Source organism: Lactobacillus paragasseri (genome assembly GCF_003584685.1).
In the GTDB taxonomy this organism is placed as follows: domain Bacteria; phylum Bacillota; class Bacilli; order Lactobacillales; family Lactobacillaceae; genus Lactobacillus; species Lactobacillus paragasseri.
In genome coordinates this window covers 921,913-943,785 of the sequence record NZ_AP018549.1, presented here as the reverse complement: position 1 = coordinate 943,785, position 21,873 = coordinate 921,913, and the positions used below count along the sequence as shown (strand labels likewise).

Sequence of the window (21,873 nt, the reverse complement as noted above, 5' to 3'; positions counted from 1 at the left end):
ATTAGAGGAATATTCGTTGATTACAGAACAAGCACCAGGAAAATTGTATATTGCGGGAGAGTATGCAGTTCTTGAGCAAAACTGCCCTGCCATTTTAGTTGCAGTAAATGAATTTGTACGTGTATCTATTGCTAAGAGCACTGGCACTAGTGGTTTAATTCACTCCAAGCAGTATTCTCAAGATTCTATTCACTGGATTCGTAAAGGCAATCAAATGGTAATCGATAATCGTGATAACCCGTTTGAATACATTTTATCTGCGATTAAATTTACAGAACGTTTTTGTTTAGAACAAAAAGTTCCAATGTCTTTATATGACTTACATGTTAATTCTGATCTTGATTCAGCTGATGGTAAGAAGTATGGTCTTGGTTCATCTGCAGCTGTAACAGTTGCAACTGTAAAGGCAATTCTTAATTTTTATGGCTTACATTGTACAAAAGATCTTATCTTTAAACTTTCAGCTATCTCTCACTATAGTGTTCAAGGAAACGGATCAGCTGGTGATATTGCCGCCAGTGTCTATGGTGGATGGCTTGCTTATCAAACTTTTGACAAGGCATGGCTTAAGCAAGAATTAGCTACCAAGTCTCTTAGCGATGTTTTAAACGAAGCTTGGCCTGGTCTAAAAATTCAATTATTAACTCCCCCTGAAGGATTAAATTTAGTAATTGGTTGGAGTCAAAAGCCTGCCTCAACTTCACAATTAGTTGATAAGACTAATGCTAAGAAGAAGTTTATTAAGACCCAATATGATACTTTCTTAGAACAATCTAGACAATGCGTTCTTGATATGATTAAGGGCTTTAATGAAAAGAATATTGCTTTAATTCAAAAGCAAATTCGTCTAAATCGTCAATTGCTAAAGGATTTTGCTGCACTTAATCATATTGCTATCGAAATTCCACGTCTGACTAAATTAATTAATATCGCAGAACAATTTAATGGTGCTGCTAAGACTTCTGGCGCAGGAAACGGCGATTGCGGCATTGTGATTGCTGATGAGCAAACTGATATTGAAGAAATGAAAAATATTTGGCGTGAAAATGGAATTATGCCACTGAACTTTTTAGTTCATTCAATAGCTTAATTAATTTAATACTAGGAAACGATTATGTCACAAAGATCCCAAAGAAAAGAAGAACATCTAGCATTGGCTAAGATGTTTTTTAATAGTAATAAAAATAATGATTTCAAGCATATACATCTAATTCGCCCCGCTCTTCCTGAAAGTGCTGTTAGCAAAGAAAGTATTGCAACAGAAATGTTTGGTCAAAAAATTAGTGCCCCATTTTTTATCAATGCAATGACAGGTGGATCAGTTGCTTCATATACTATTAATCGACGCTTAGCTCAAGCAGCTGCTAAAGAAAATATTCCGATGGCGTTAGGTTCTGCTAGCATTCTTGAAAAAGAAATTGATCAAATCAAAAGTTTCGAAATTGCGCGACAAGAAAATCCTGATGGCCTACTTTTCGCTAACGTTAATCCAACTACTAAACCTAAAGTGGCCCAAAAGATTGTGCAGGTATTAAATGCTAACGCCCTTCAAATTCACCTTAATAGTGTTCAAGAAGCTGTGATGCCTGAAGGAGATCGGGATTTTCATTGGCTTGATAATCTAAAAGCAATTCGTCAAGCAGTCGATGTTCCAATCATTATCAAGGAAGTGGGAATGGGAATTGACCCCGAATCTTTACGAACCCTCTTGATCAATGACTTTTCAATTATTGATTTAGGTGGAAGTGGCGGAACAAATTTTGCTCAGATTGAAAATGAAAGACGAAAAAATCAAAAATTAATGTTTTTAGAAGACATTGGTCTTTCAACAGTTAAAACTTTGCTTGCTGCACGAACTATTCCGGTTAATAAAACGATTATCGCAGCCGGTGGGATTACCAATGCTTTAGATATTTTCAAGTCCTTAGTTTTAGGGGCACAATATGTTGGTATTGCAAATTATTTCTTACAGTTTGCTAATCAAGATACCGAATCTTTGATTGTCGCAATTCAAAATCTAAAATATGAGTTACGTCTTCTAACTGCCCTATTTGGATTAAAGAATATTGCTGAAGCAGATGAAGTTAAATATTATCTTGATACCGATTTATATAATTTTACTAGACAAATTTATAACTAGTTACTTTCTTTAATGACTGCATTTTGCAGCCATTTTTTGAAGGCATCGAAAAAGGCTTTTGCATTTTTTACAAAAGCCTTTTTCTTCTAGTCTTTTACTAAGTGAATCTCTCGATCAAATAGATCATGCATTTTTTTATTAAAATTATGAGCAATAAAAACGATAGTTGCCTTACTTTTTAATAGATTATTCAAAATATCCATTGTCGCTTTTTGATCAATTGCACTTGTTCCTTCATCGATCAAAATAATATCACTATCATGAACCTTTGCACGAGCTAAAACAATCTTCTGTCTTTGTCCCCCTGAGATATTCAATTTATCCAAGTTAAGTTTCTTATCTATTCCTTCATCAAACTTCTTTAGATCTGCAGAAAGATTTACTTCTTTCACTGCCTCAGCTACTTTATTATCTAATTTGTCATTAAACATCGTAATATTATCTAAAATCGAAGCGGGAAAAACTACTGGGTCTTGTGGAAGATATCCAATTTTACGTAAGTCTGGCACGATCTGATTGCCATTTTTGTCTTCAAATATTATTTTTCCTGAACTTGGCTTTAATTCTCCAAGAATTAATTTAAATAAAGTTGACTTTCCAGCACCTGAATCGCCTGTTAATAAGATCTTTTCGCCCTCTTTAATTTGAAGATCAGGATAAGTTAAACTTTCTCCATTTGAAAACTTTAAACCTAGTGATTTTGTCTTGATTATCGCAGGAGCAATAGAACTGTTTTTACTTGAAGGACAGACAGGTTCTGCAGACTTATCTATTTCCGTAACTAGTTTTTTAATACCTTTCATCTGACCACGGGCATTTGAAATTTGATTAATAGCTTGATTTAAATAAAATCTAAAATTACCTACAATTAGAAGTGCACTAATCTCTAATAAACCATTCTTAACTAAAAAACCTGACAATAAAAAGATAATCAAACCAAAAATTGCAGAGGCAATACCAGTAATAGCATTAAGCAATTTGGTATAAGTAGTTTGCTTAACGTTTGCATCTTCAAGCTTCTTACTTGCTAATTTAGAAACTGAAAACAGCTTTGCCCCAGCGGCAAATTGTCTTAATTGCTCTAAACCTGCAAGCCAATCATTCAGAGTATCTAAATAAACCTGATTGCTATCAGAAATAAGTTGATTTGCTTTTTGTAATGGTTTCTCAATTAGTTTCGGAAGGACTAAAGTAATTGCTACAATTAAGCAAATTGTTAGTAACAAGATCCAATTTAACATAATTAAATATATGATAATTGAAACAATCATGACACTACCATATAGCAAATTAAAAATAGCACCAACGTAATTTTCATTAACCATTTGTAAATCATTAGTCAGTCTATTCTGCATCTCAGAAACTTGATGTTTTTTGCCATCATAAAAGTAATGTTTAACAATCTTATCTCTAACTGAATTATTTAAGTCTTGTGCTTGATATGTAATCAAATATTGACTGATATATATAAATACATAGCCTAGAGCAGCAACCACTAAACTTATTGCTGAAATAATTATAAAATTACGTAAATTCCGTGACAGAACAATTGTCGTTTCTAGTTGAACTAGTGCTGTATTACCAATTAATGTGATTGGTGTTAAAACAGTAATTATAACAAATAGACAAAATCTAACTGGATTAATTTTTATTAATTCCCTAAAATTCATTACTCGTGTCCTCCCTTCTTTTCTAACTTTATTTCATGATCAAACTTGGCCTCCAATTCTGATGTAAAGTTATGAGCAATCATTAAAACAGTTTGATCTGTCTTTAGCAATTCATCAATAATTTTTTCAGTGGCTTTTTGATCAATCGCACTAGTTACTTCATCCATCAAAACAAATGGCTGATGATGAATTTCACTCCTTGCCAAAACCACTTTTTGTCTTTGCCCACCTGATAAGTTTTCATTTTTTAAATCAACAACTGTATTGATACCAGCAGGCATTTTAGCTAAATCAGTGCTTAGCTGAACTTTGTTAACTACATTAAGTACTTGTTGTTCAAGCTTTTTAGTAAACATCGTAATATTTTCTTTAATTGAAACTGGAAAAACTACAGGATCTTGAGGCAAATAACCTACTGTAGCATTTTCAAGTGGTTGATTATTTTTATCTAAGTAAGTAACAGTTCCACTTTGCGCCTTCAACTTTCCAAGTAAAACTGCAAATAATGTAGATTTACCTGTTCCCGAATCACCAGTCAGTAACACTTTTTCTCCAGCTTTAATTGTAAAATCAGGATAAGAAATAGTTTCACCTTGATCATATGAAATTTTCAGATCGTTTACTGAAACACCATATGCGTTTGCTTTAACCGTCCGTTTTTCATTGCGACGTAGTCCAGAAATTTCTTGACGTAATTCTTTTGTTGACTTGATTTGTGTAATTGCACTAGTAATTTCCCAAATAGCTGAGAAAACTGCAAATCCAAATGAGCCAGCAACTGCAAATTCACCAAAAGAAATTGAGCGATTTATAAACAAAATTCCAGCAAAGAAAGCCAAACCTACTTGTGCTAGGGCATTTGCCCAGCCATTCAAAAGATACGAAATCGTATTATACTTACAGCTTTCCTTACTTGCCTTCGTATAATCATCACTTGCTTGATGAAGTTGTTTTCTTAATCGACCATAAGCACTAAAGCGTCTTAATTCTTGCAAACCGCCAAGCCAATGCTCAATCGCATTGAGTAATTTCTCATTTTTAACGTTAACTTGCTTAGCAGCCTGTGCAGTTTTCTTTTCCATAATCTTAGGAATTAAAAAATTAATCCCTAACAATATTGCACTAACTAACACCAAACTCCAATTCATTTTAAGTAAAATTCCTATGGAAATAAACATTTCAAGAACTCCACTTAAAATAGACACCCAAGGAGTAGCAAAATCAGTTGTTAACATTTTTAAGTTTCCTGTTAACTGATTTTGCATTTCAGAAACCTTTTCATCATTACCGGAATTATAGTAATGCTGCATAATATCTTCTCTAATATGATGTAAATAGCTCTGTGTTTGTTTAGTAAAAGCAATTGTTGCAATTGGTAATAAAATTGCTGCTCCTATTTCCATCGCTGCTTGAATAAAAGTCCAATAAATATACCCATTCAAATTTCCCTTAAGTATATTATTCAATGAATTTTTAAATAGATATTCTCCTAATGCACCTGTAATGGCATAAAGAATGTACAAAGCCATGATTAAGATTGAACGTGGAATATTACTTTTTATTAATTCTTTAAATGTCATTATTTTCCCTCCTCCGCTTTAGTTATTATTAATTTTACTAATACTTTTTTAATTTTCAATCATATTTTTTTAAGTGGTAATATTTTTCAACTAAGCGGTATTTATTCAATACTTTCTGCTATGCTATACTATTTTTATCTTGTTAGAACGAGGTGAAAACTAGGTGTTTATTCTAAATAACTTAGGATTAAGCTTAAAACTGAATTATTTTCTTTCAGTTATTAAGCTATATTTAATAAATGTCCCCAAATTTGATGAAAGTTTGGGGTTTGTTAACTAAATATAGATAACTTTTCCCTGAACTTTCAAAATACCGTAAAAAATACGTATTAATGAGCTTAATTATCTTTATGAAAGCTAAGCACTAAAAAAACAAGGAGTTATAAATGAGTAACAAGAAAAACAAAATCAACAATACAGAAATCAAAACAAGAGTAGTATTCTATCGCCCCAGTCAATAATTATTAAGATTCAAGAAAAGAGAAATTTATGACTCAAGACATAATTACTACGATCACCACAAAAGATGATTTTAAAAACACCTTCATTAGTGCTCAGCTAAAAACTACTGACAAGGTAATGGTTCATACTGCTTTAAGCAAGTTTTATTATGTGCCTGGTGGACCGGAAAGTTTAGTTCAAGCTTTAGAAGAAACAATAAATCAAGGCACGATCATGATGCCATCGGAAGTCACTACTAATTGTGACCCAGCGGATTGGGAGTATCCTCCTGTTAAACAAGATTTGATTCAATTAGTTCGTGACAATATGCCTCCATATAATCCTGATACTTCTCCAAGCGAAGGTTTAGGCATTACGCCTGAATACTTCAGAACTTTACCTGATGTAGTACGTAGTTGTCATCCCTATCTACCCATTGCTATTTGGGGCAAAGATAAAGTTCAAATTGCTAACAAGCAGCCACTTGATATGCCATATGGCTTGAATAGTCCTTTAGATTATTTATATCAAAACGATGGTAAAATCATTTTTTTAGGAACCGATTATGAAACTTGCACAATGCTACATTACGCTGAATCAACAATTGGTAGAAAAACAGAAACCTGTTCAGCAGCAACTGGAATAGATAAAAATGGGAAGACCATCTGGACTGATTACCAAAATATAGATATGGATTCTTATGATGATTTTAATGATCTAGGACTGGCCTTTGAAAGAAACTTTCCTAATGAATTTAATCAAGTTAAATTAAACAATAGCTTTATTAAGGTTATTAAAGTAAAACCACTAATCAATTTTGCTAGAGTGTGGTTTAAGAAAAAAGATAAAAATAATTTGCAATCACTAGAACTTTAACTCCACAAAAAAACTACAGCTCATCATATAAAGAGCTGTAGTTTTTTCATATTAAATTAAACAATCACTGTCATTGTTGCAGCGCCAATAATAATAGCTAATCCAACTAGAGTAACTATCATTTCTTTCTTTGTCTTACTTTCATGTAAGAACCAAATACCAGTTAATGTTGCCAAAACTACTGAAGTTTGCGACAAAATAAATCCTGTTGCCAAGCCGTTCATATCTGGTTGTGCTGAAATCAAGTATGTCAAAGCAGCAAAAGCAAAGAAGAAACCAGAAATAATTTGCTTATAAGAAATTCCCTGAGCTAATGCAATCGTTTGCTTTGGATCCTTAACCTTTAGATAAATTGCATAGAAAATTGCCACTAAGCACATTCCAATAGCTTGTGGTAAGAATGCCTTTGAGCCGTCAATTTTTGCAGCTTGTGGGGCAGCTGAATAAGCCCAGTAACCAATTTCACCAATTAATAAAACGATGACTGCTTTTCTCAGCTTGGCACTGTTTTCATCAGTCTTCTTTTCAGTCCAAGTTGTCATCCAAGCTCCCAAAACAATTAAGGCTAAGGCAAGGAAACCAACTAACTTATCACTTGTATTTGGCCAATCTCCTAGTGCAAACACACCCCATAAAGAAGTTCCTAGCAACTGAAAAGCCGTCGTGATCGGCATCGTACCTGATGAACCAATTAAAGTAAAGGAATGGAAAGTAAGTATTTGCGCACTAGCCCAACCAATTCCTGAAATAATTGACCAAATCAAGGCTGAACCTGTAGGGAGTGCAATTCCTTGCATCAAATTATAAATTACTGCAAAAATAAAAGTTCCAAAAGTTGCTCCAATAATTTGATTTACCGGTTTACCACCAATCTTTGAAGCTATTGTTGGAAATAAGCCCCATCCTATCAATGGTCCTAATCCAACTAAAAGTGCAATTCCTTGCATAGACTAATTCCTCCATTTCTAATTAATTAAAAAGTTACGCCACTTTCTAAAATCACATTAGAATATGGAGTTTCCTCTCCAGTTCTAATAAATGCCTTTGAGGACTTTAAATCTTTCTTTAATTCTGAATGAGAAATAAATTTAATCTCAACGTTAGGAAGAGTCTTTTTAATTGCTTCTAATTGCTTAGGATTTTCAGTTTTAATTTCTTCAGCAATATACATTTTTTGAACTTCTAATTCTGTGAGAACTTCCTTTAAAACATCAATAAATGATGGCAATCCTGGTCTAACAGATAAATCAATCTTTTCAGTCCCAGCTGGCACAGGAGTTCCTGCATCCCCCACACCTAACCAATCCATATGTCCCATATCTGCAATCACTCTAGAAATATTTGAGTTCATTACTCCTGTCTTTTTCATGTTTAGTTAACTCCTTACTAAAATACGTTCTTAAATTTAGCATATGGAATTAATTTTACCATGTACCTACTATTTCTAGCTATTTTTATACAAGCGCTAATTTTTGTCGCTTATTTTACTTTTTCAAAAACTTCACAGACCATCGGTGCTTGAGAATAAAAAATTTTTCCACGCTCTTTATATTTCCGCGTAAAAAATTCATCATGAACCGTGCGCCAATAAGCATAGCTACAATCACCTTCTCCTTCATGATAAGCATGTTCTTGAGAAATTAAATTATATGGAATGATCTCAACGCATACATCTTTTATTACGCAGACTGGTTTAGCATTACCATCTAAAATAATGCTCCACTCACCTACTTTAGGTAATTTCTCATCTTTACCATACAATTCATAAGCTGACGTAGTAGCTGTCTTAATTTCTTTATCAACCAAAGAAGCTAACTCATTAGCATATTTTTGATTTGCACCAAAGGCCCATGCTTCAACAGGTGTATTTTCATTTAAATTATGCTTTTTACAAAACTGATGCCAAAATGTTTGTATATTCTCATCCATATCTATTTGATCCTTGTTAAAATTTGGGCACCAATGCTTAAGCCAGTTCTGTGCGATTCACCGCCCCAATCACGCTCATCATAGTTATCCATATCAGCTAATGTATCTGCCGTAAACAAAAGCTGAGCAAAATCAATCTTTCTAAACTGGGCACAAGCAGCTAAAGCTGCACACTCCATTTCTACGGTTGATGCGCCTAATTGGCGAAATTGGGCCACCTTTTTAGGCGTTTCTCTAAAGAATCCATCAGTTGTCCAAGTTGTTATCTCATCATAGTCCACATTTAATTCAGTTAAAGCTTTTTCTACTTCCTTTAAAAATGAGGAATCTAATTCAACAAATTGTCCAGGTTGCATGTAGTGAAAAGACGTTCCCTCATCCCGAATAGCACGTGTCGGAAGAAGCATTGTATTTTCAGGTAAATCTACTAAAGCCCCAGCGGTGCCAACAGTTAACACTTTTTCTACACCATAAGCAATTAACCACTCAAGTAATTGAGTAGCTGCTGGTGCTCCCAAGGGTGCTTGACACAAAGTGAAAAATTCATTGTCAATTTGAACTTCATAGATTTTTGGGTTAAAAGAGCATGATTCAAATTCGCCTAAAGTGCGGTGCAGGTGTTGATCTAAAAATGCATTGATTTCTTTTTCTGGCACAAACGCATAAAGCAATCTTGGATGAAAATAAAACGGTTCTTGATCATGATTAGGTTCAAAAACCGCGTGAGGATTTTTATCAAAGTCTAAAATAAATGGTTGTTTATTCATGCAATACCCTCTCCCTTAATCAATAAATGGATAGTCTTCATTAAAGTAATGATCAATAAAAAGTCGATGTTGCTTGTTAAAAATCTTCGGTAATTTGTCTTTAGAAAAATACTTCAAGTCAAGTGTTTCAGAGCTGATTTCTTTTGACATTTCTTCTACTAGTTCCACAATAAATTCAATAGTCACCGCCTGTGCCACATCTTGATTAGGATAGTGCTGAATAAAATTAGTTGAAACACCCAATAGTGACTTAACTTTTACTTTTAAGCCAGTTTCTTCTAAGAACTCTCGAACACATGCTTCTTGTGCTGATTCTCCAAATTCTAAAGCACCACCAGGCAAACCCCATGCATTAAAATCAGATCTTTTTTGAAGTAAGATTTCATTCTGATCATTAGCCAAAATTCCGCCTGCAAAATTTAGAATAATTGGTTCATGACCAACTTTTTGACGTAAAGTTTTAATGTAGTCTTGAGTCATTGCTATTCCTCTACTTGAATATCATTCATTATAATTGAGATTTCATCATCTAAATGCATCTGACTAGTAAAGGCATATTCGGGAATAAAACCAATATAATCTTTTTCATTCCACCAAGAGCGCATTTTTTCTTCACCAAAAGAATATTCATGACGAGCTTTATGTCGTTTTATTGTCTCTTCAAATGGAATATCAAAATAATAGGCATAAATTTGATTGCCGAAAAGCTGCTGAGATTTTTCAAATAAGTCAGCATACCATTTTGCATTCAAGATACCTTCTAAAATAGAATAAGAACAGTGATGATAACCATATTCAAGCAAGTTTTCTAATAACGGCAAAGCTAAAGTCTTTTCTCCGTCTTTAACATTCAGCATTTCTCTTCTAACTGTATCTTGCGGGATCAATAATGTATTGCGTGGCAATCGATGGTGAATTTCTTTAGACAGTGTAGTTTTGCCACTGCCAGAGTTTCCTCGAATTATAATTAGTTTTGATGTCATTATTTTTATTCACTTTCTCTTAATACTGAAAATAAGATACAATAGCAAAAAAGTTTTATAGAAAATGGTAATTAATTATGAAAAAAGATATTAAATGCTATATAAATCTTTATGATTCAACTAAAGTTAAAACAATTGTTGGAAAGTCGACTAGCTTTTTAAATACACCCGAAGCATTACAGGGAAAGAAAGAAGTAGAAAACGGTAATATTAAAAAAATTGGTTCTTTAGACGATTTAGATGAATGGATTAAAAATCTATAACCTCTTTAACTATTTCTGCCATCATTTCAGCCGAAATATCACGAATTTCTTGATATCACTCTAAGTCAAAATTATCTTTTCCATACGTTAAGCCAGCTTGCGCCAAACTTTGAAGTCGCTTTGCCCAATCAATAAGTCGATCTTGCTTCATATTTTGCTTCTTCTCTTGTTTATCCAAAACGCTATTCCTCCATAAAAAAGAGTAAAAAGTAATAAACTAATATAAAAATTAGGTGCAATACCGCTCATCGTTACTGCTCTTCCTTTTGATACGTCAATTATTAATCGTACGCCGAAAAGATTAGAGATTTGAAGAACATTAAAATTGATGAATAAATTAATCACAAAATAGAGCATTAATAGGATAAACCATATTCCCACTCCTTTAATCATTAATTTAAATAAGCTTTTCATAAATTTATTTCTCCAAATCTAAAACTAAAACAATTTCTTCTTCAATTTTTTCACCATTAGGCACAAAACCAGCAGCTTTGTATAGCTGTTCAGCAGCGAAATTTGAAGGGACGTAAGAAAGATACAATTTATTTCCATTTCCTAAAGGCATTGTTTTTATATATTTAATAAGCACAGCTAACGCATCTACCCCTAATCCCTGATCTTGATATTTTTGATCAATCATAAAACGCCACAAGCAATAATTATTACGAGCAACTTTTGGTGCACCTTCCCAGTGGTATACATTAAAGTTAATCATTGCAAAGCCAACTAAATTATCTTTTTCATAGATAGCAAAGGTTTCAACCTTTTTACCTTCATTTTGAGTTGCATATGCTTCTAGCAAACTAGTCGCATTATCTGCAACATATTCTTTTTGATCTGATTTAACTTTAAGATTTACAACATCCCAAAGATTTTGATTAGTTACCTTTCTTAATTCCATAATTATCGCCTACCAACATTATTTCTTAAGACAAATTTTTTATGCCCATTATCATCAATTCCTTGATACTCAAATCCACTTCGCTTAGCTACATTCTGACTTGCAAAATTCTGAGGATGAGTTCTTAAAATTAAATATTTGAGTCCTAATTGTTCAAATGCATACTTTTTAAGAAATTCGACGGATTCAGTCATAATTCCTAAATGTTGAAAATCATTCGACAGCCAATATCCAACTTCGCCTGACTCTGAATTTAAGTAATGTAAGTCAATCATGCCAGCTGGAATTTCATCAACTAAAATCACCAAATTAAATGCTGTACCATCGACCATTTTCTGTTGAAATTGCTTAATTGAATCTACTTCTTTTTGAACAGAATCAATTTTGTTAGCCCAAACTAACCATTTAGAGAATTCGAAAAGATTTTTCTGAAGCTGATCAAATAAATCTTTTGCTTGCCAAGTTTCAGGTAAAACTAACTCAACATCATGTTTACCAGTTACAAATTTATGTAAAACAAACGGATAATTATGCAATCGTCCCACCCCATTTTCATCTTTTGTTTTTTAGTTAAATTAAATATTACTTAAATATAATTAATATTTCAATAGATTACTTATAAAATTTTTAACTACAAAAATAAGCAGAGATCTTTTACAATCTCTGCTTATGACTTATTTAACTAATGTTTAAATCAACATGAAGAAAAATTTTTCTTAGCTTATTAATGCTATTTAAATTAAATGATTTTCTCGACCCAAGTTTAACCGAATAAAATAATGATTTTTCTCTTTTTCATTAATTTCTTTGAACATTTAACAGAAAAACCGTCTTTCCACTTCTTCTAACTCCGTAAACTAATGAAGTTTGATACTTTGCATCACTTAGATTTAAATGCAGATTTTATACTTTTTTTATACTTAAACAAGTGATTTTATACTCATTTTATACTTTGCAATAAATAAAAAAGCAGGTTCATACAAGAATCTGCTTTAGTCTTACTAATTACTTGTCAAACTTATCCAATCTAGTTTGACTTTGTGCGAATTTTCTTTTTCAATCCTAGTTAATAGATCTATTCGCTTATCTAATTCATCTTGCTCATAATCAGCCACTAATTCAATAAATGACTCATAATTATCCTCAATTTGTGCTTGTTTTAAAGCTTCCATATAAGCATTTCGACTAATCTTATTTTCTATAGTTTGACATATTACTTTTTACTATGCTTTAAAATTGCCAGCCAAATTAGATAACTGATTAAAATGATTAATCCAAATACTCCCCAGATAATTAAAGTAATATTTCTCATTTCTGGCGTCTGTACTACACCTGCTCCGTCAACTTTTCTAATACAAATAAATACACTAGTAACTGCATACAAAAGTAATACAATACTTCCACTAATTTTCCATGCTTTCATTTAGCATTACGCATCCTTTTCAATTACCTTCTCAACAGCCGGCGCAATCAAATTTTCTTCCAATTTCATATCAACTGGCTTATACTCCATATCGATACATTCATCCCAATACTCAATATGTTTCTTATCAATGTAACTTTTTGATTCTTCAACGGCATTTCCGCCTTCTCCTTGAACTGAATACCAGTAAAAATAGGTATATCCATCTGGATTTTTCTCTTTAAAGACGCTCTCCACGTACATCTTTTCACCAGCCATTGTTGCGACAGTATCAGCGTGATGTTCATTTAGAAAGTCCATCCATTCTTGCGCTTTAGCTTCTTTCCCTTTTTTAATTCTAAAACGAGTAAGTTCTACTTTAGTCATCACTAATTATCTTCTTTCCGTGCACATATTTTCGTTTTGCATTAATTTTCATTTTCTTAACAATATCTTCACCAAGATCACTACCAAGCATTTCGGATATTCCTAGTAAAAATATTGCTACATCAGCCAGCTCTTCATTGATATTTTCTTGGTCTTCTTTTAACCAAGCTTGAAACAGTTCATTTACTTCACCATATAATAAAAGAAGTTCAAACTTAACGTCAGTAGTATTAAAATTATGTTTTTTCTTATTTTCGATAACGGCTTTTTGTAATTGTTTAGTATCAATAATCATTTTAATTTACTTCATCTCCATAGTATCCTGCGCAAACTCTATTGGATACTCATCAGACCACTTTTCAACCACAGTTTTTACTACTTTAAAACCATATTTTTCATACAATGCTTTGGCTACGAAGTTGTCAGTAAACACATCTAGCTTTATCGGTCTTACTAATTGATCTAAAGCAAATGCCATCAATTTATTTCCGACTCCATGCTTTTGAAAAGTTGGATCTACATATAGAAATGATAATTCATGTGGTCGTAACCCCACGAATCCAACCAATTTTTCTTCTTTAGTGGCTACATACATTTTGCATTTTAACAAATACCCTAAATATGGTGCATCCCTCAATTGGATAAACACCTGCTCCATATTGGCTGTCTTTAATTCCTGCATGCGTGCCCTATCCATCACATGACACAATTGGTCAAAATCAGAATTTTCATACTTTCTAATAAGCATTAGATATTAAAAGTCACTCCTAGCAAAATAAGCAGTACAATTGCCCAAACAAATCCTACAATCAAACCCAAAATCCAAGCCAGCCACTTTTTCATCTTTTGACTTAATAACATTGTAGCCAAAACAAACATTGCACTTTCAGAGATAATTACTGGATAAGTAACCCAAGATTTTAAATTAAAAATTGGAAAAAGAAAACTAATAATTGTTGAAATAATAACTACAATAGCAGGTACCTTTACAGAAGTATTTTCATTAAATGAAACTACAAAACCAATAATAATTGCAATAAATAAAGGTGAAATATTAACAAACGACATTACATTTTTCTTGCATGTACACTTCCTCCAAATTCTTTTATTAAAATAATATCTAATACTATTTTAATTTTCAACAAAATATGCTATATTATTTTCATCAAAGAAGAAACGACTTAAATGAAGTCACTTTGATGGGGTCTAGAAAGGTATATTTATGTCACTAAAGTTTGCTAACAAAAAGAAGCTAGCACTTTATATCTTTTTAGCCTGCATAAGTGCTTGTGGTAATGTCGTTATCGCTTATGTCACGAAGATTATGCTTAACAGCGCGCAATATCATCGTGGCTCATTAAAACAATTAATTCTTATCGCTGCATTGGGAGCAGCATTACTGATTGTTATTATGTTTCTCAATTTTGCTTATAGATATTTACGTTCTGATATTACACGTGATATCAACTTGAAGTTGAAAGAGAAAACTATCACTTATTTAATTGCTCAACAAAATGATTCACAAAAAGACGGTCTAAATTTAATGACTAATGACCTAAAACAAATCGAATCATTAAAAATTACGAATGAATTAATGATTATTTCTGAGATTGCTGCTTTTGCAATTTCAATCTTGGTCGGTCTGATCAATTCCTGGCTTCTAACTATCATTTTCGTTATTGCTACAATTATTCCTGGTTTTATTCAAAAGTTCTTCATTAAGGATATTCAAGATAAATCTGCTATCTGGGAAAAGCAAAATGCTGAATATACTCAAGCTGCAGTTGATGCAATTAATGGATCAAAAACAACCATGCTGTATGATGCACAAATACCTGTTATTTCTTATGTCGCCAAGCAGGCAAAACAAATGGAAAATGCATTAAGAGCTTTAAACTACACTCAAGGTGCGATTTCTACGCTAATTATTACTATTGCTGACATTTTCAGCTTTATTATTCCATTCTTGGTTGGAGCAATTTTAATGTTTAATGGTCAAATTGGTGCTGGTACTTTAGTGATGATCGTGCAGCTATCCAACGACTTCATTAATCCAATTACAATGATTTTTGATCAGCTCAATCAGATTCGATCTACTAAGCCTATTTGGGATAAAATTCAAAAAGCAATCAATTTTAATAATAAAAATGAAAATGCTGCAAATCCATCGTTTAACCAGCTATCAGTTGAAAAATTAACATATACAGTTGATGATAAAGCTATCCTAAAGAACGTAAGCTTCACTGTTAATGCTAATGAAAAGGTCCTTTTAATGGCTCCAAGTGGCTTTGGAAAAACAACCTTACTCCGCCTATTAATCGGTCAATTACAGCCAACGAGTGGTTCCATTATAATTGATCAACAAAATGTAACTGGCAACTGGCAAAAATCTCATAATTATTTTGGCTATATCAATCAAAAACCATTCATGTTTGACCGCAGCCTGCATTTTAATTTAACCTTAGGTAAAAAATATTCAGAAGAAGATTTAAATGAAGCAATTAAATTAGCTGGTCTAACAGAATTAGTCAAAGAAAAAGGTCTCGACTACCAAATTGGTCAAAACGGTAATAATCTTTCTGGTGGTCAAATTCAAAGAATCGAAATTGCCAGATCTATTTTGGCTAAACGTCCTATTTTGCTAGCCGATGAAGCAACGAGCGCTTTAGACAATGAACTATCACTACAAATTCATCAGACTTTGCTGAAAAATTCAAATTTTGCAGTAATTGAAGTTGCTCATAAAATCTCACACCAAGAAAAAGAAATGTTTGATAGAATTATTGACTTGAGCAAATAAAAAACATTGGTCCAGACTTAGGATCAATGTTTTTTACTATCTCCAATTATTTTCTCACAATCTTATAACGATTTGATCTATCTTCAGGCTTTCCATTATCAGCAGGATAGCCAATTGGCAAAAGTACTGAAGTTTCGTAACCCTCATCCATTCCCAACTCTTTTTGAAACTCAGGGAATTTATTTAGTGCAATTACTCCACCCATTACATAAACAGAAGCTAGGCCCAAATCAACAGCTTCAACCATTACATTTTCTGCTGCTACCGAAGCATCTCTTTCACCAAATTGACTATCTTTTTTAGTATTGATCATAAAAACAAGTGGTGCATTATAGCAAGAATTGTTAGTATTGTCCTCAATTTTCTTAAGAAGTTCTGGGTCGGTAATTACACTCAGCTCCATAACTTCAGTTTGGTGCAGTGCACACGGTGCAGCTTGAAAAGCGTCAATTAATTTTTGAATCTTTTCTTCATCAATTTTTTCATTAGCATATTCTCTAACTGCTCTTCTTTCAAAAATTGCGTTCATTTTCTACTCCTTAAATGAATATTTTTAATAAATCGCTTTCACAAATTTATTCTATTACACTAATATTTAATAAGCAATTCTTTAAATTTCAATTATTTGGTCAAAAGCAGACTTATTTTCATTATGAAGTTGATGACTAACAAAGATTACAGTTGCATCCTCTAGCCCTAAAAAAGTATTCTCCACTTTGAGCGCAGTTTTCTTATCTAAATTACTAGTACTTTCATCAAGTAAAAATAGTCTTCTCTTTCTCAATAAACCTCTAGCCAAAGCAAGCCTCTGCTTTTGTCCGCCAGAAAAGTTGTTACCATTTTCATTTATTTCTGTATCTAGTCCATCGGGTAATTTACTTATTGTTTCCCATAGATTAGCTTTTTTTAGCGCGTCGATTATTTCATTATCTGCAAAATGTTCTCCTAAGGTTAAGTTATAACGAACAGTATCATTGAATAAATATGGAGTTTGCTCCACATAAAGTAAAATTTTTTGTAGCGCACTATACTTTAATCGATTTAGTTCTACTTTATTCAGTTGAATCTTACCAGTATAACTTCTTATTTGTCCAGAAATAATTTTCATAAAAGTAGTCTTACCACTACCCGATTTGCCATAAACTCCAACTTTTTGATTTCTTAGAATACATAGATTTATCGGATGAGCAAAAACCTCTCTATCTTGATACTTCTTCTGTAAATTAATTACTTCCAAGGAATCAAACTTATTTTCAGTAAAATCTTGTCCCTCTTCTTTATAATTCTTTTTCTCAGTTAAATGATACTTATCAAAAATTGGTTTTAACGCTGTCATTTCAGTCCATATCGGTGCAATTACAGCTAAAGAGTTAAAAACGTTATAAGCTAAATTTCCAGACGAACCTATTACACCAATTGAAATTATCTTTTCAAGCGCTAAATAGCCGGTCCACGCTTGAATTCCAACTTGACCTAAAATATTAGAAAAACCTGCGATATTATTAGCAATTGATTGGTACTTCGCTTGCTTAACCTTTTTATCTAATAAAAATAATGCTGCTTCAGTAACTCTAGCCTCTAATTGCTTTTCAACTCCAAAAATTGAAAAGGTATTAAATCCCCGTAAGCTATCATTAGTAACATTCAATAATTTTTCATTAGCCTTAGTCGTCGAAAGACTAGCACTAGCAAGCCTTTTATGAATAAGTTGCGGCAAAAATACTGTTAAAAAAGAAACTAAAGCAATAATTGGGATAAAAGTCCATGAGAACTTAGCTAAGGCAATCATTGAAAACACAGGATCTGTAATGATTTGAACGCTCTGCAAAATATTGTAAAAGCCATCATTTTCGATCGTAGTCACGTCATTAGTTAACCAAGACGCATAAACTCCCGTGTCTTGCTTATCAAATTCTTCAATTGATTTTCCTGACAATTGACGAATAATATCTTTTCTTAAGTCTAGACTCAAAAGCTGCACTGTCTTAGCCATTTGGATTTGCATCAATACTAAGAAAACAGACAAGACCGCAAACACTGCAATATCAATTATCACCCAATAAAAGAAGCCATGAAATTCTAACTTAATTAAGGCATTAAAAATATTTACGTTAATTAAGGCATGTGTCACTCTTAGAGCCGAAGTAATAATAGTTAAAACAATTACAATTCCTACTGCTCCCGGTCTTTTTCTTAAATAATGAAATAAGTAATTCATTTTGTTCACCTCGCTGCAATTATTATTGAGCAAGGTAAATAAGAAAAGAGTGCTTTGTCGTAATAGAAATTGCATTGTCGTATACGCACATTTAGTTGCTTAGATGAGGCAAAACAGAAACGAAATCTTTCCAGCCTGCTTTTTCAAGAAGACCACCAATATCCTTTACTTCATCTGCATTTTTATTAAAAACAGCTTGATAATAATTTTTAAGTATTTTAACTAAAAGTAATTCCGAAGCATTTGAAAGTTTTGAGATATATTGTAGTGGTTGCTTTATCAATTCAGGTGTGTTGTGTTCATAACACTTATCTAAAAAGTTAATGCAAATTCCTCCTAAGATCTCCTGCGTCTTTATAGGCAACTCGGCTGGCTGTTGATACTTGACTAAAATTGCATTTACTAGAAAAGTTAGCTCATCTATATCGTAAACACGAATCGTTTCTCTAAATAACTGCAGCGAATTTTCATTCCAATTATTATCTTGAAAAACAAATTTCTTCAAATCATTCTTTAATTCATCTGGAATATCATCTGCTTTTGTTAAATAAACATTCAAAACCAATTCAATTTGCAGCTGATAATACTTTTTTTGCTTAGAATCTGGCAATTGATCGATATCTTTTTTTATTGCCAAAAGCGTTTGCTTATCTTTTTTCTCATAAGCATCCCCTATTTCTTTTATAAAATCTCTTTTTTTTTGAGAATTAGAACTAGAAAGATGAGCAAAGAAAGATGCATTGTCAATATGATGTCTATTGAGAATAGCAATTAATTCATCAGCACTAATTTGATGAATATTTCGTTCTACTTTTGAATAATAAGAAGTTGAAACAATGCCGGCTGCCATCTCTGTTTGAGTTAAGCCAAGAGATTGTCTTGTTTGTTTTAGCAATTCACCAATAGTCATTATATGCCCACCTCATCTTCTACTTTCTACAATTATAATCAATTTTTATCCGCCTAAATAATTTTTATCTGAAAAATATTTTAAAAACTATTTCATTTTTCTAAAAATATTGGGATAATATAAGTCAAAATTAAGAAAAGGAGTCAAAGTATTATGTTAATGCAAATTTTACTAATTGTTTTGGTGATCTTACTTTTAGTTTTACTAGCTTTAAGCTTTCATATTGTTCCGCAAAACTATGAAGGCTTAGTTGAAACATTAGGTAAGTATTCACGCACTGTAAAAGCAGGCTTTGTGATGATTTTTCCTGGAGTTCAAAGAATTAGAAAAGTATCGCTAGCTCTTCAGCCTTTAGAAATTTCTAAATACCGAATTATTACTAAAGATAATGCTGAAATTACTACTAGCCTAACTTTAAACTATCTTGTCACTGATTCTTACAAGTACTTCTACAACAACACTGATTCTGTTGAATCGATGGTGCAATTAATTCGTGGTCACCTTCGTGATATTATTGGTCGAATGGAATTAAACGAAGCCTTGGGTTCAACTAGTCAGATTAACGCACAACTTGCGGATGCAATTGGCGATTTGACTGATATTTACGGCATTCGCGTTGTTCGGGTCAATGTTGACGAATTGCTTCCTAGTCCAGAAATTCAAAAGGCAATGGACAAACAGTTAACAGCCGACCGTGAAAAGACTGCTGCGATTGCACGTGCTGAAGGTGAAGCAAGAAATATTGAATTAACCACTAAGGCTAAAAATGATGCTCTAGTTGCAACTGCTAAAGCAAATGCAGAAGCTATTAAAACGCAAGCAGATGCAGATGCTTATCGAATTAAGAAATTACAAGAATCACTTGATAAGGCTGGCGAAGGCTACTTTAGAAATCAAAGTCTTGATAGCTTCAACCAACTTGCTCAGGGTCCTAACAATTTAATCGTTGTTGATAAAGACGAAATTAGCAATTTAGGAAAAATTCCAGCTGCTAAAAAAATCTGGGACCAAAGCAAAAATGAAGACTAAAAAAGCAAAGACTTCTAACCTTTTTGAGCTAGAAGCCTTTTATTTTCACTAAGAAAGGATCAAATAATGGAAATCAACCGCAAAGAATTAAGACAAACTGCTCGTAAACAGCTTAAAGGTAACTGGCTGTGGGTAATTGGATTGTTAATTATTCCTGGAATTGTTAATTTATTCCTCGAATATATAACTAATTATGTCTGGACCGGTAGTTTTAATACTAATAATCTTTCTCTTGTTTCATGGTGGCAAGGCTTAGGCTGGAGCATATTTACGATCATTACCGGTTTAATTGCTACGATGATTGCTTGGGGAGTCCAGTATGCAACATTAGCTTTTAGAGATACAGGGGAAAAGCCAAATATTTTTAAAGCAATGTTTTCTAGTTTTACTAATGGCTATTTTTCTAAAACATTTCTTACTAGCTTGCTAACTACCCTATTTACTTTTTTCTGGGGTCTTTTATTAATAATTCCTGGTATCATTAAAAGATTTTCTTACGCAATGACACCTTACATTATGAAGGATATGATTGATTCAAAACACGAAATGACAGCAACAGAAGCAATCAGTGAATCACGCAAGATCATGAAAGGCAATAAAACTACTTTATTCATCATTTGGTTAACTTTCAATATTTGGTACTTTATTATTACTTTAATTGGAATAGTTATTGCTTTTCTTTACCTGAAACCATTTAATAAACCGTTAGCTGATCTCATTTTCCAAGCATTGATTGCATATTTAATTGCAATTATTCTAATCGCTATCATCAACTTTTTACTCTCCCTTTACCTTCAACCATATTATCGCCAAACCGTTGCCAACTTTTACCGCAGTTTAGCAGGCGATAAGTATCTAAAAAAAGGAAATAATTAAATAGACTAGCAAAAAATACGATCTAAGACTCAATGTCCTAGATCGTATTTCTTTTATAGTAATCAAACAGCTGTCCATTTTTTATTGTGAAAATGAGTAAACAAATTCTTATTTTCTCTTAAAAGTTGCACAATTTCCTGCTTATCTATTAATTCTATTTGATTTTCCTTTAAAAACTGTATAATTGTATCAAGCTTTTGATAGTCAATATTTCTTAAAGGTAATGTGCAACTATTACCATCTTTTGTCTTCAAATATAAGTTAAGATAGTCTGTATTAAAATCAACAGGACTAATTCTGATATTCTTTTTATAAGCGATTTTGGCATTTTCAATGTTAGACAGTTTTACCACTTGCTCATCTTTTTTATGTAAGCCTAAAAGCTGCATCAATTTAATAGAATCATTATTGCTATAAGAAGTAATCTTCACTTTCTCCTTATTAATCCTCCAATAAGAATTAAAGCATGTTGGCAAAGTAATAAAAATTCCTAGAATTAAGACAATTAGAAATACCCACCATGGTAAATAGCCAAAGCCAGTAACAAATAATGAAAGTATAACAATTGCAGCTGCTCCGATTAAAACATGGCTAATTTTTACCGGTTTACCAATAACTATTTCATTTGCATTTTTCATCTCAATCGCCTTCTTCTGTCATCATCTATATTATAAAGCGCTTTCAAAAACACTACTATAAAA

General features: G+C 32.4%; 27 protein-coding genes and 1 pseudogene. 7 read left to right on the top strand and 21 right to left on the bottom strand.

Translation table 11 applies throughout. The annotated features are described in order from the left end of the window. Positions 1 to 16 precede the first annotated feature (16 nt). The gene (locus tag LpgJCM5343_RS04615) at positions 17 to 1,090 is read left to right on the top strand and encodes a phosphomevalonate kinase (RefSeq protein WP_020807382.1); all 1,074 of its coding nucleotides are present in this window, start codon (positions 17 to 19) and stop codon (positions 1,088 to 1,090) included. Positions 1,091 to 1,114: 24 nt separating this feature from the next. Further along, positions 1,115 to 2,140: a type 2 isopentenyl-diphosphate Delta-isomerase gene (gene fni / locus LpgJCM5343_RS04610; protein WP_101890698.1), complete on the top strand. Its 1,026-nt coding sequence runs from the start codon at positions 1,115 to 1,117 to the stop codon at positions 2,138 to 2,140. A gap of 86 nt (positions 2,141 to 2,226) precedes the next feature. Here the strand turns inward: fni and LpgJCM5343_RS04605 are convergent, their stop codons facing one another. After that, on the bottom strand, positions 2,227 to 3,810 hold the full coding sequence (locus LpgJCM5343_RS04605; RefSeq protein WP_101890697.1) for an ATP-binding cassette domain-containing protein: 1,584 nt from the start codon (positions 3,808 to 3,810) through the stop codon (positions 2,227 to 2,229). Then, positions 3,810 to 5,390 (bottom strand): ATP-binding cassette domain-containing protein, encoded by a 1,581-nt coding sequence (locus LpgJCM5343_RS04600; protein ID WP_101890696.1) that lies wholly within the window; start codon positions 5,388 to 5,390, stop codon positions 3,810 to 3,812. Before LpgJCM5343_RS04600 ends, LpgJCM5343_RS04605 begins: the two co-directional genes overlap by 1 nt. A gap of 489 nt (positions 5,391 to 5,879) precedes the next feature. Between LpgJCM5343_RS04600 and LpgJCM5343_RS04595 the strand changes: the two genes are divergently transcribed. Beyond that, positions 5,880 to 6,707 carry an AAC(3) family N-acetyltransferase gene (locus tag LpgJCM5343_RS04595; RefSeq protein ID WP_077958963.1) on the top strand — a complete coding sequence of 276 codons (828 nt, stop codon included), beginning with the start codon at positions 5,880 to 5,882 and terminating at the stop codon, positions 6,705 to 6,707. A 56-nt stretch (positions 6,708 to 6,763) separates the two neighbouring features. Here the strand turns inward: LpgJCM5343_RS04595 and rbsU are convergent, their stop codons facing one another. The 6 genes from rbsU to LpgJCM5343_RS04565 form a co-directional block, all read right to left on the bottom strand. Then, positions 6,764 to 7,654, bottom strand: coding sequence for a ribose/proton symporter RbsU (gene rbsU, locus LpgJCM5343_RS04590; RefSeq protein ID WP_101890695.1), 891 nt, complete (start codon positions 7,652 to 7,654; stop codon positions 6,764 to 6,766). Between the two features lie 26 nt (positions 7,655 to 7,680). Then, on the bottom strand, positions 7,681 to 8,076 hold the full coding sequence (gene rbsD, locus LpgJCM5343_RS04585; protein ID WP_101890694.1) for a D-ribose pyranase: 396 nt from the start codon (positions 8,074 to 8,076) through the stop codon (positions 7,681 to 7,683). Positions 8,077 to 8,186: 110 nt separating this feature from the next. After that, complete coding sequence (locus LpgJCM5343_RS04580) at positions 8,187 to 8,636, bottom strand: ASCH domain-containing protein (RefSeq protein WP_101890693.1); 450 nt, start codon at positions 8,634 to 8,636, stop codon at positions 8,187 to 8,189. Between the two features lie 2 nt (positions 8,637 to 8,638). Continuing rightward, positions 8,639 to 9,403 (bottom strand): nucleoside phosphorylase, encoded by a 765-nt coding sequence (locus tag LpgJCM5343_RS04575; protein ID WP_101890692.1) that lies wholly within the window; start codon positions 9,401 to 9,403, stop codon positions 8,639 to 8,641. Positions 9,404 to 9,418: 15 nt separating this feature from the next. After that, positions 9,419 to 9,883, bottom strand: coding sequence for an NUDIX hydrolase (locus LpgJCM5343_RS04570; RefSeq protein WP_101890691.1), 465 nt, complete (start codon positions 9,881 to 9,883; stop codon positions 9,419 to 9,421). A 2-nt stretch (positions 9,884 to 9,885) separates the two neighbouring features. Beyond that, positions 9,886 to 10,386 carry a kinase gene (locus LpgJCM5343_RS04565; RefSeq protein ID WP_101890690.1) on the bottom strand — a complete coding sequence of 167 codons (501 nt, stop codon included), beginning with the start codon at positions 10,384 to 10,386 and terminating at the stop codon, positions 9,886 to 9,888. A gap of 77 nt (positions 10,387 to 10,463) precedes the next feature. On the opposite strand from LpgJCM5343_RS04565, the gene LpgJCM5343_RS04560 reads away from it, so the two are divergent. Then, positions 10,464 to 10,649: a hypothetical protein gene (locus LpgJCM5343_RS04560; RefSeq protein ID WP_003648888.1), complete on the top strand. Its 186-nt coding sequence runs from the start codon at positions 10,464 to 10,466 to the stop codon at positions 10,647 to 10,649. Positions 10,650 to 10,707: 58 nt separating this feature from the next. On the opposite strand, the pseudogene LpgJCM5343_RS04555 reads toward LpgJCM5343_RS04560, so the two are convergent. From LpgJCM5343_RS04555 to LpgJCM5343_RS04510, 9 genes and pseudogenes are all read right to left on the bottom strand, one after another. Next, positions 10,708 to 10,800: pseudogene (locus LpgJCM5343_RS04555) on the bottom strand (NUDIX hydrolase N-terminal domain-containing protein); the annotation flags it as partial. A 267-nt stretch (positions 10,801 to 11,067) separates the two neighbouring features. Then, a complete protein-coding gene (locus LpgJCM5343_RS04545) occupies positions 11,068 to 11,550 on the bottom strand; it encodes a GNAT family N-acetyltransferase (protein WP_101890689.1) in 483 nt (160 codons plus the stop codon). 2 nt (positions 11,551 to 11,552) lie between these two features. Then, a complete protein-coding gene (locus tag LpgJCM5343_RS04540) occupies positions 11,553 to 12,086 on the bottom strand; it encodes a GNAT family N-acetyltransferase (RefSeq protein ID WP_039156665.1) in 534 nt (177 codons plus the stop codon). Positions 12,087 to 12,551: 465 nt separating this feature from the next. Then, positions 12,552 to 12,722: a hypothetical protein gene (locus LpgJCM5343_RS04535; RefSeq protein WP_250881796.1), complete on the bottom strand. Its 171-nt coding sequence runs from the start codon at positions 12,720 to 12,722 to the stop codon at positions 12,552 to 12,554. 41 nt (positions 12,723 to 12,763) lie between these two features. Beyond that, the gene (locus LpgJCM5343_RS04530) at positions 12,764 to 12,973 is read right to left on the bottom strand and encodes a DUF3923 family protein (RefSeq protein ID WP_101890688.1); all 210 of its coding nucleotides are present in this window, start codon (positions 12,971 to 12,973) and stop codon (positions 12,764 to 12,766) included. 6 nt (positions 12,974 to 12,979) lie between these two features. Beyond that, positions 12,980 to 13,339 carry a DUF6176 family protein gene (locus LpgJCM5343_RS04525; RefSeq protein ID WP_101890687.1) on the bottom strand — a complete coding sequence of 120 codons (360 nt, stop codon included), beginning with the start codon at positions 13,337 to 13,339 and terminating at the stop codon, positions 12,980 to 12,982. Beyond that, the gene (locus tag LpgJCM5343_RS04520) at positions 13,332 to 13,634 is read right to left on the bottom strand and encodes a MazG-like family protein (protein WP_039156673.1); all 303 of its coding nucleotides are present in this window, start codon (positions 13,632 to 13,634) and stop codon (positions 13,332 to 13,334) included. Before LpgJCM5343_RS04520 ends, LpgJCM5343_RS04525 begins: the two co-directional genes overlap by 8 nt. 6 nt (positions 13,635 to 13,640) lie before the next feature. Next, positions 13,641 to 14,087 (bottom strand): GNAT family N-acetyltransferase, encoded by a 447-nt coding sequence (locus LpgJCM5343_RS04515; RefSeq protein WP_039156676.1) that lies wholly within the window; start codon positions 14,085 to 14,087, stop codon positions 13,641 to 13,643. After that, positions 14,087 to 14,407, bottom strand: a complete 321-nt coding sequence (locus tag LpgJCM5343_RS04510) for a hypothetical protein (RefSeq protein WP_101890686.1) — start codon at positions 14,405 to 14,407, stop codon at positions 14,087 to 14,089. The genes LpgJCM5343_RS04515 and LpgJCM5343_RS04510 overlap by 1 nt, the downstream gene beginning before the upstream one ends. A 154-nt stretch (positions 14,408 to 14,561) precedes the next feature. Here LpgJCM5343_RS04510 and LpgJCM5343_RS04505 point away from each other — a divergent pair, with 154 nt between their 5' ends. Continuing rightward, positions 14,562 to 16,139: an ATP-binding cassette domain-containing protein gene (locus LpgJCM5343_RS04505; RefSeq protein ID WP_101890685.1), complete on the top strand. Its 1,578-nt coding sequence runs from the start codon at positions 14,562 to 14,564 to the stop codon at positions 16,137 to 16,139. A gap of 46 nt (positions 16,140 to 16,185) precedes the next feature. Here the strand turns inward: LpgJCM5343_RS04505 and LpgJCM5343_RS04500 are convergent, their stop codons facing one another. The 3 genes from LpgJCM5343_RS04500 to LpgJCM5343_RS04490 form a co-directional block, all read right to left on the bottom strand. After that, positions 16,186 to 16,668 (bottom strand): nitroreductase family protein, encoded by a 483-nt coding sequence (locus LpgJCM5343_RS04500; protein WP_101890684.1) that lies wholly within the window; start codon positions 16,666 to 16,668, stop codon positions 16,186 to 16,188. An 81-nt stretch (positions 16,669 to 16,749) separates the two neighbouring features. Next, positions 16,750 to 18,357, bottom strand: coding sequence for an ATP-binding cassette domain-containing protein (locus LpgJCM5343_RS04495; protein ID WP_113576160.1), 1,608 nt, complete (start codon positions 18,355 to 18,357; stop codon positions 16,750 to 16,752). Between the two features lie 91 nt (positions 18,358 to 18,448). After that, the gene (locus LpgJCM5343_RS04490; RefSeq protein ID WP_101890682.1) at positions 18,449 to 19,267 is read right to left on the bottom strand and encodes a helix-turn-helix domain-containing protein; all 819 of its coding nucleotides are present in this window, start codon (positions 19,265 to 19,267) and stop codon (positions 18,449 to 18,451) included. Positions 19,268 to 19,426: 159 nt separating this feature from the next. Between LpgJCM5343_RS04490 and LpgJCM5343_RS04485 the strand changes: the two genes are divergently transcribed. Together LpgJCM5343_RS04485 and LpgJCM5343_RS04480 are read left to right on the top strand one after the other, a co-directional pair. Further along, entirely contained in the window at positions 19,427 to 20,296 is an 870-nt protein-coding gene (locus LpgJCM5343_RS04485) for an SPFH domain-containing protein (protein ID WP_370738417.1), read from the top strand. 66 nt (positions 20,297 to 20,362) lie between these two features. Next, on the top strand, positions 20,363 to 21,172 hold the full coding sequence (locus tag LpgJCM5343_RS04480; RefSeq protein WP_101890680.1) for a DUF975 family protein: 810 nt from the start codon (positions 20,363 to 20,365) through the stop codon (positions 21,170 to 21,172). A gap of 62 nt (positions 21,173 to 21,234) precedes the next feature. Here the strand turns inward: LpgJCM5343_RS04480 and LpgJCM5343_RS04475 are convergent, their stop codons facing one another. Further along, a complete protein-coding gene (locus LpgJCM5343_RS04475; protein WP_101890679.1) occupies positions 21,235 to 21,810 on the bottom strand; it encodes a hypothetical protein in 576 nt (191 codons plus the stop codon). Positions 21,811 to 21,873 lie beyond the last annotated feature (63 nt).

Bases quoted from the DNA above. Each gene is read 5' to 3' on its own strand.
- LpgJCM5343_RS04520 (WP_039156673.1), bottom strand. From the start codon at position 13,634: ATGATTATTGATACTAAACAATTACAAAAAGCCGTTATCGAAAATAAG.
- LpgJCM5343_RS04535 (WP_250881796.1), bottom strand. From the start codon at position 12,722: ATGGAAGCTTTAAAACAAGCACAAATTGAGGATAATTATGAGTCATTT.
- LpgJCM5343_RS04530 (WP_101890688.1), bottom strand. From the start codon at position 12,973: ATGAAAGCATGGAAAATTAGTGGAAGTATTGTATTACTTTTGTATGCA.
- fni (WP_101890698.1), top strand. From the start codon at position 1,115: ATGTCACAAAGATCCCAAAGAAAAGAAGAACATCTAGCATTGGCTAAG.
- LpgJCM5343_RS04505 (WP_101890685.1), top strand. From the start codon at position 14,562: ATGTCACTAAAGTTTGCTAACAAAAAGAAGCTAGCACTTTATATCTTT.
- rbsU (WP_101890695.1), bottom strand. From the start codon at position 7,654: ATGCAAGGAATTGCACTTTTAGTTGGATTAGGACCATTGATAGGATGG.
- LpgJCM5343_RS04545 (WP_101890689.1), bottom strand. From the start codon at position 11,550: ATGGAATTAAGAAAGGTAACTAATCAAAATCTTTGGGATGTTGTAAAT.
- LpgJCM5343_RS04525 (WP_101890687.1), bottom strand. From the start codon at position 13,339: ATGACTAAAGTAGAACTTACTCGTTTTAGAATTAAAAAAGGGAAAGAA.
- LpgJCM5343_RS04560 (WP_003648888.1), top strand. From the start codon at position 10,464: ATGAAAAAAGATATTAAATGCTATATAAATCTTTATGATTCAACTAAA.
- rbsD (WP_101890694.1), bottom strand. From the start codon at position 8,076: ATGAAAAAGACAGGAGTAATGAACTCAAATATTTCTAGAGTGATTGCA.
- LpgJCM5343_RS04480 (WP_101890680.1), top strand. From the start codon at position 20,363: ATGGAAATCAACCGCAAAGAATTAAGACAAACTGCTCGTAAACAGCTT.
- LpgJCM5343_RS04500 (WP_101890684.1), bottom strand. From the start codon at position 16,668: ATGAACGCAATTTTTGAAAGAAGAGCAGTTAGAGAATATGCTAATGAA.
- LpgJCM5343_RS04595 (WP_077958963.1), top strand. From the start codon at position 5,880: ATGACTCAAGACATAATTACTACGATCACCACAAAAGATGATTTTAAA.
- LpgJCM5343_RS04510 (WP_101890686.1), bottom strand. From the start codon at position 14,407: ATGTCGTTTGTTAATATTTCACCTTTATTTATTGCAATTATTATTGGT.
- LpgJCM5343_RS04580 (WP_101890693.1), bottom strand. From the start codon at position 8,636: ATGGATGAGAATATACAAACATTTTGGCATCAGTTTTGTAAAAAGCAT.
- LpgJCM5343_RS04600 (WP_101890696.1), bottom strand. From the start codon at position 5,390: ATGACATTTAAAGAATTAATAAAAAGTAATATTCCACGTTCAATCTTA.
- LpgJCM5343_RS04485 (WP_370738417.1), top strand. From the start codon at position 19,427: ATGCAAATTTTACTAATTGTTTTGGTGATCTTACTTTTAGTTTTACTA.
- LpgJCM5343_RS04570 (WP_101890691.1), bottom strand. From the start codon at position 9,883: ATGACTCAAGACTACATTAAAACTTTACGTCAAAAAGTTGGTCATGAA.
- LpgJCM5343_RS04515 (WP_039156676.1), bottom strand. From the start codon at position 14,087: ATGCTTATTAGAAAGTATGAAAATTCTGATTTTGACCAATTGTGTCAT.
- LpgJCM5343_RS04575 (WP_101890692.1), bottom strand. From the start codon at position 9,403: ATGAATAAACAACCATTTATTTTAGACTTTGATAAAAATCCTCACGCG.
- LpgJCM5343_RS04495 (WP_113576160.1), bottom strand. From the start codon at position 18,357: ATGAATTACTTATTTCATTATTTAAGAAAAAGACCGGGAGCAGTAGGA.
- LpgJCM5343_RS04490 (WP_101890682.1), bottom strand. From the start codon at position 19,267: ATGACTATTGGTGAATTGCTAAAACAAACAAGACAATCTCTTGGCTTA.
- LpgJCM5343_RS04605 (WP_101890697.1), bottom strand. From the start codon at position 3,810: ATGAATTTTAGGGAATTAATAAAAATTAATCCAGTTAGATTTTGTCTA.
- LpgJCM5343_RS04565 (WP_101890690.1), bottom strand. From the start codon at position 10,386: ATGACATCAAAACTAATTATAATTCGAGGAAACTCTGGCAGTGGCAAA.
- LpgJCM5343_RS04475 (WP_101890679.1), bottom strand. From the start codon at position 21,810: ATGAAAAATGCAAATGAAATAGTTATTGGTAAACCGGTAAAAATTAGC.